Annotated in this window: 6 protein-coding genes and 2 tRNA genes; 5 read left to right on the top strand and 3 right to left on the bottom strand. The window is 64.5% G+C overall.

Features of this window, described 5'->3' with window-relative positions; all coding sequences use genetic code 11:
* The first annotated feature begins 271 nt into the window (after positions 1–271).
* From QZY48_RS20140 to QZY48_RS20130, 3 genes are all read left to right on the top strand, one after another.
* A complete protein-coding gene (locus tag QZY48_RS20140) occupies positions 272–946 on the top strand; it encodes an inner membrane-spanning protein YciB (RefSeq protein ID WP_295434519.1) in 675 nt (224 codons plus the stop codon).
* A gap of 1 nt (position 947) precedes the next feature.
* Complete coding sequence (locus QZY48_RS20135; RefSeq protein WP_295434518.1) at positions 948–1,250, top strand: YciI family protein; 303 nt, start codon at positions 948–950, stop codon at positions 1,248–1,250.
* A 117-nt stretch (positions 1,251–1,367) separates the two neighbouring features.
* Positions 1,368–2,315, top strand: coding sequence for a peptidyl-prolyl cis-trans isomerase (locus tag QZY48_RS20130; RefSeq protein ID WP_295434517.1), 948 nt, complete (start codon positions 1,368–1,370; stop codon positions 2,313–2,315).
* 95 nt (positions 2,316–2,410) lie between these two features.
* Here QZY48_RS20130 and QZY48_RS20125 read toward each other — a convergent pair whose 3' ends face one another.
* Together QZY48_RS20125 and htpX are read right to left on the bottom strand one after the other, a co-directional pair.
* A complete protein-coding gene (locus tag QZY48_RS20125; protein WP_295434514.1) occupies positions 2,411–3,574 on the bottom strand; it encodes a glycosyltransferase family 4 protein in 1,164 nt (387 codons plus the stop codon).
* Positions 3,575–3,774: 200 nt separating this feature from the next.
* Entirely contained in the window at positions 3,775–4,668 is an 894-nt protein-coding gene (htpX, locus tag QZY48_RS20120; protein ID WP_295434512.1) for a protease HtpX, read from the bottom strand.
* 180 nt (positions 4,669–4,848) lie between these two features.
* Here htpX and QZY48_RS20115 point away from each other — a divergent pair.
* Both QZY48_RS20115 and QZY48_RS20110 read left to right on the top strand, forming a co-directional pair.
* Positions 4,849–4,924, top strand: a tRNA-Ala gene (locus QZY48_RS20115).
* A gap of 97 nt (positions 4,925–5,021) precedes the next feature.
* A tRNA-Glu gene (locus QZY48_RS20110) sits at positions 5,022–5,097 on the top strand.
* Positions 5,098–5,197: 100 nt separating this feature from the next.
* Here the strand turns inward: QZY48_RS20110 and QZY48_RS20105 are convergent.
* Positions 5,198–5,596, bottom strand: coding sequence for a thioesterase family protein (locus tag QZY48_RS20105; RefSeq protein WP_295434510.1), 399 nt, complete (start codon positions 5,594–5,596; stop codon positions 5,198–5,200).
* Between the last annotated feature and the right edge of the window lie 177 nt (positions 5,597–5,773).

The raw sequence follows: 5,773 nt of genomic DNA, 5'->3' as shown, positions 1-5,773 counted from the left end.
TTAACCTCGCCCATTACGCCGCGAGTTCCGCGGTGTCTGCCTGTGGAGGGGAAGGCGCTGGTGCGGGCCGCAAGGTGCGCACGAAACCGGCCCCTGTGAAGCAGGAACTCAGCGACAAACTTGCTGCGTAGGTTTGTGTAAATCTGAGAGAACGGCTTATGCTCCGCGTCCCGCGCTGTCGGTGACGCCGGCAGGACCCCGCAGGACCCCACGTCGACACCACCATCGACACCCAGCGGTCCCGGTTAGCCGCAACCCCTAAGGACTCCCAATGAAGATCCTGTTCGACCTGCTCCCAATCGTGCTGTTTTTCGTTGTCTACAAGTTTGCCGGCATCTACTGGGCGACCGGGTCAGCCATCGCCGCCGCAGCGCTCCAGGTCGCCTGGATTTGGTGGCGCGAGCACCGGGTGGACAAACTGCTGCTCGCAACCCTGGGGCTGATCGTCGTCTTCGGCGGCTTGACCATCGCCCTGCGCGACCCGATCTTCGTGATGTGGAAACCGACCCTGGTCAACTGGCTGTTCGGGGCGGCCTTCCTGGGTAGCCAGTGGATCGGCAAACGCCCCCTGACCCAGCGCATGATGGGCCAGGCGATCACGGTCCCCGCCCCGGTCTGGCGCCGACTCAACCTGACTTGGGCCCTGTTCTTCGGCGTCTTGGGGCTCACTAATCTCTTCGTGGTCTATTGGGCCAGCGGCTTCTACCAGGCCCAGCACGCGCTGCTCCAGGCGACCGGCCAGGACGCGATCGATCTGACCACCTGTGCCGCCCAGTTTTCCGACACTGTGCTGGCACTGTGCAACGAGGCCCATGTCCGCGAAGGCTACTGGGTTAATTTCAAGCTGTTCGGTATGATGGGGCTCACCCTGCTCTTCGTGGTTGCCCAGGCCCTTTATCTGGGACGCCACATCGAGCACGAACCCACGGCCGTGGAGACCGACTGACGTGCTGTATGCCATTATCGCCGCCGACGTGTCCGGCAGCCTCAGCGCCCGCCTGAGCGCCCGCCCCGCCCACCTGGAACGCCTGCGCGCCCTCCAGGAGGAGGGGCGGCTGGTCTTGGCCGGACCCCACCCCGCCATCGACAGTCCGGACCCGGGGCCCGCGGGCTTCACCGGCTCGCTCGTCGTCGCGGAGTTTCCGGACCTGGCGGCAGCCGAACGCTGGGCGGGCGCAGACCCCTATGTCACGGCCGGGGTCTACGCCCAGGTCCAGGTCAAGCCATTCAAACAGGTGTTCCCCGCCTGACCGACCGACCCCGGCCGCCACCGCACCCCGGCGGCCAGACCGACGCTGCGCCCGTGCGCAGCGCTGGCCGCGGACTCTCACCTAACCACTGAAACCAACCTACGGAACCTTAAAGACATGACTAAGAGTCGTATTTCATTCGTGGTCGGCGCCCTGCTCGCCTCCGGTCTGTGTCTGGCGGAAGACACCAAGGTGGCACCCAAGGGCGCCGCTCCGGCGGCCCCGGCCACCGCCCCGGCGGCCCCCGCGGGCAACGTCAACATTGCCACGGTCAATGGCGTCGCCTATCCCCTGGATCTCTTCCGCATGTTCTTTATGGAGCGGCTGCAGGAGACTCAGGGCCAGAATGACGCAGCCTTCCAACAGCAGGCGTTCAACGAGTTCATGACCATGGTCGTCGCCGCCCAGGAGGCGCAGAAGCGCAAACTCCAGGACGCCCCGGACGTCACCGCGGCCAGTGAGGTGCAGCGCCTGAAGGTCCTGTCCAACGCGGCCCTGGCCGCCATGGCCCAGGACCTGAAGGTCACGGATGAGGAGCTGAAAAAGGCCTACGAAGAGGTCAAGAAGAGCGCGGCCAGCACCCAGTTCAAGGCCCGTCACATCCTGGTCAAGGATGAGGCCGCGGCCAAAAAGATCATCAAGGACCTGGAGAAGGGGGCGGACTTCGGCGAACTGGCGAAAAAGAACTCGGAGGTCTCGACCGCTAAGACCGACGGTGGCGTGCTCGATTGGTTCGACGCCAATTCGATGCCCAAGCCCTTTGCCGATGCCGTGGCGAAAATGAAAGCGGGTACCAACTCCAAGGAGCCGGTACAGACCCAGTTCGGCTGGCACGTCATCAACCTGCAGGAGACCCGCACCGGCGAGCCGCCCAGTTTTGAAGACGCCAAGCAACAGCTCACCGCCTTGGTCCAGCGTCAGAAGCTGGCGGTTGAGGTCAACAAGCTGCGCGAAGGGGCCAAGGTGGACTTGAACGAGGAGGTGGTCAAGGTCACCCCCAAGACGGACGCGGCGGCACCGGACGCGGCACCGGCGAGCCCGGCCAAGAAGGACGACAAGAAATAAGTGCGCACCCTGAGCGCAGCCTGATCCCCTGCCGCCCCGGTTGATCGGGGCGGCACCCGATTTCATTACCAAATACTCTTTTTGGGTTCAGCGGATCAGTGCCGCTTGCGCTGCATCAGCTCAGCGTAGAGGGCCTCGTAGCGGGCCGCTACGATATCGATGTCGAAGCCCGCCTGCACCATCAGACGGGCCGCGGCCCCCATCCGGCGCCCGGACTCACCCTGCACCGCTCGCAGCGCCGCGGCCAGCCCGGCGGCATCGTCCACCGCGAAGGCGGCGCCCGTGCCCCCCTCCCTCACCAGTTCGTTGCAGCCACTGACCCTGGTCGCCACCGCGGGCAGGCCGCAGGCAAGCGCCTCCAGCAGGGCGTTGGGAAGCCCTTCGTTGGCCGAGGGGAAGACAAAGCAATCGCTCGCCTGGTAATAAGGTGCCACATCCTGCACATGCGGATGGATCCGCAGCAGGGTCGGGTGCGCCGCCGCCGACCGCTCCAACCTGCGCCGCAACTCAACGCCGTAGGACTCCCGACTGGTCGGCCCGACGGCCAGAAGCAACATGCCGGTGCCGAAGCCCTGGGTACTGATCCACCGCTCGCACAGCCACTCGATACGCTTGCGACGATCAAACACGCCCACGAACAGAGCGACCGCCCGCTCCGGCGGCAACCCGAGCGCCGCCGCCGCCTGTCGCTTCTGTTCCGGGGTGGCCGGATGGAAGCGCTGCATATCCACCCCATTGGGGATCCGCCGAACCTTGGCGGCAGACAGCCCCCGCAGCGCGAATTCCTGCTCAAGATCGGCGCTGATCGCCACATAAGCGTCGATCATGGCGAGAAAGGCCCGGTGGATGGGGGCGACGCGTGATCCGCTCAGGCTGCTCAAGTCGTCGTTGGCCAGGCTCGCCTTGACCAGACTCGGTTTGCCCAGGAGACGGCCCACGGGACCCACGATGCTCTGGGTGTAATTGGCGCCCTGCCCATGCACGATGTCGATCTGCCGGCGCCGCTCCCACAGGTGGGTCAACAGGGAGCGCCAGACGCTGAACTCCTGGTGGACCGCCCGCAGGTTGATGTGAACCCTGGTGACCTCGAAGCCATCGACCTCATCGTGCCCGGGCACGCCCTTCCAGGCCGGAGACACAAACGCGATGCGATGACCGCGCTCGCGCAACCGCCTGGCCAGCAGCAGGGCCTGGGACGCCGCGCCGCTGTATTCCGGCGGGAGATAGCGCGCGAACATCAGGATGCGGAAGCTGCTCACGGGGAATGGGGCCTTCTCGTCGAGTTGGATAGGCGCACTGCAAACCCCGTGATGCTACACAAAAACCACCGCCGCCGCCCCTGGAGAACGCGCGGCAGGCGCCGACGGCCGCCGGACGGTGATGACGGCGCCGACCCTGCCGGAGCCCGATTGCGCGCACCGACCGCCGCGGGGGCCGCCGGACCTGGTCCGCGGCAAGCTCAATTGCGACCGGACTCCAGGGCTGCGATGCGCACCTCCAGGGGCGGGTGGCTCATGAACAGGGCCGCGAGCCCCTGGCCAATGCCGCCGCTGATACCGAAGGCGGCGAACTCGCGCGACGGCAGATCGGCCGTCGCATGGCCGCGCTGCAAGGCGCGCAGGGCATCGGCCATCTGGCGCCGGCTGGTGAGCCGGGCCCCACCCGCGTCGGCGTGAAACTCGCGGTAGCGGGAAAACCACATTACAATCATGGTCGCGAGGAAGGACAACAGTACCTGCGCGATCATCGAGGCGATGAAGTAGCCGATCCCGGGACCCGAGCGCTGATTGTTGGGACCGCGCAGGGCCTGGTCCACCAGGCTGCCGATGATCCGTGACAGGAACACCACGAAGGTGTTGACCACGCCCTGGATCAAGGTCAGGGTCACCATGTCGCCGTTGGCCACATGGCTGATCTCGTGGCCGACCACGGCCTCCACCTCGTCCTTGGTCATGGACTGGAGAAGTCCGGTGCTGACCGCCACCAGGGCCGCGTTGCGGTTCCAGCCGGTCGCAAAGGCATTGGGGTCGGGTGAGTCGAAGATGCCGACCTCCGGCATCCTGATCCCGGCCGCCCCGGATTGGCGCGCCACCGTGTCCACCAGCCAGCGCTCGAAGGGGGTGCCCGGTTGCTCGATGAGCTGCACCCCCATGCTCCGCTTGGCCATGAATTTGGAGAGAAAAAGCGAGATCAGGGACCCGGAGAAACCGATGACGGCGGACATCACCAGCAGGGACGTCAAGTCGAGGCCGCCGCCGGCATTGACGCCGCTTAAGCCAAGCAGGTTGAAAACCAGGCTGATGACCACCAACACGGCGACATTGGTCGCCAGAAACAGGAAGATTCGCATCATGAGTCGAGACTCCGGCTTGAGGGTTGCGAAGGTGTGCACACCATGCGCGCAAGGGCGGGCCGCACGCAATTATGAGATGTTACTTGAGATCCGGCACTGGGGGCGATGCCGACTCGGCAAAGAAAAATCGGGCTGGACAAGCGGCACGCCCGCCGCTAAAATTTCCGTCTCGATGTGCTCGGGGCCATAGCTCAGCTGGGAGAGCGCAACACTGGCAGTGTTGAGGTCGACGGTTCGATCCCGTCTGGCTCCACCAACCAAGAATCCGGTCTTCCACGGAAACCTAGGAAGACCGGATTTTTTTCTGGTCATGGTCATGTACATGGACCGCCAAGACCAGAAAAGCCGCTTCAGTCCCCATCGTCTAGAGGCCTAGGACACCGCCCTTTCACGGCGGCGACCGGAGTTCGAATCTCCGTGGGGACGCCAATTAAACCAACGGGTTGCACCGGATTCCGGGCAACCCTTTGTGCTGTGGGAGATCCTGCTGTCGACGCGACGACCGGGGTGGTATCGCAGGATCGATCTCCTAGACCAACAGTACCTCCAACTCCGCCGGCAGATAGGGTCGGCCGCGGGCATTGAGCGCGGTGCCGATGATCCGGGCGGCCAGCACGGGCTTTTCATCCGGGAGCCGCAGGATCGCCTGGTCGAAGGCAAACCGCAGCCGCGATTCGCGCACGAAATCCAGATCGACGCGGAACCGGTCCCCGCTGGTCAGCGGGAGCTTGTAGTCCAGCTCGGCGCGCACCACGACCAGGTTGATGCCGCTCCTGGTGTATTCGGCGAAGTCGATGCCGATGGATTTGAGATACAGGTGGCGGACGTGCTCCAGGTAATTCTGGTAGACGCCGTTGTTGACGATACCCTGGATGTCGCACTCGTAATCGCGCACGGCCATCTCATGGCTGAAGGCATGGGAACCCATGGAACACCTCACCGAGTCGTTATGTAAATCAGGAACTTAGGAGCGGTTCACTGATAAGTCTATTAGGGAATGTGTTTGGCGTCGTCGTTGTCGTTGTCGTTGTCGTTGTCGTAATCGAGGTTATCGTAGCGCCCCGGATTCTCTCGCACCCCAAAGTACATCGCTTCTACGATTACG

The organism is uncultured Thiodictyon sp. (assembly GCF_903828115.1).
Classification (GTDB): domain Bacteria; phylum Pseudomonadota; class Gammaproteobacteria; order Chromatiales; family Chromatiaceae; genus Thiodictyon.
The sequence above is the reverse complement of the archived record's forward strand: the minus strand, read 5'-3'. Positions and strand labels throughout refer to the sequence as shown.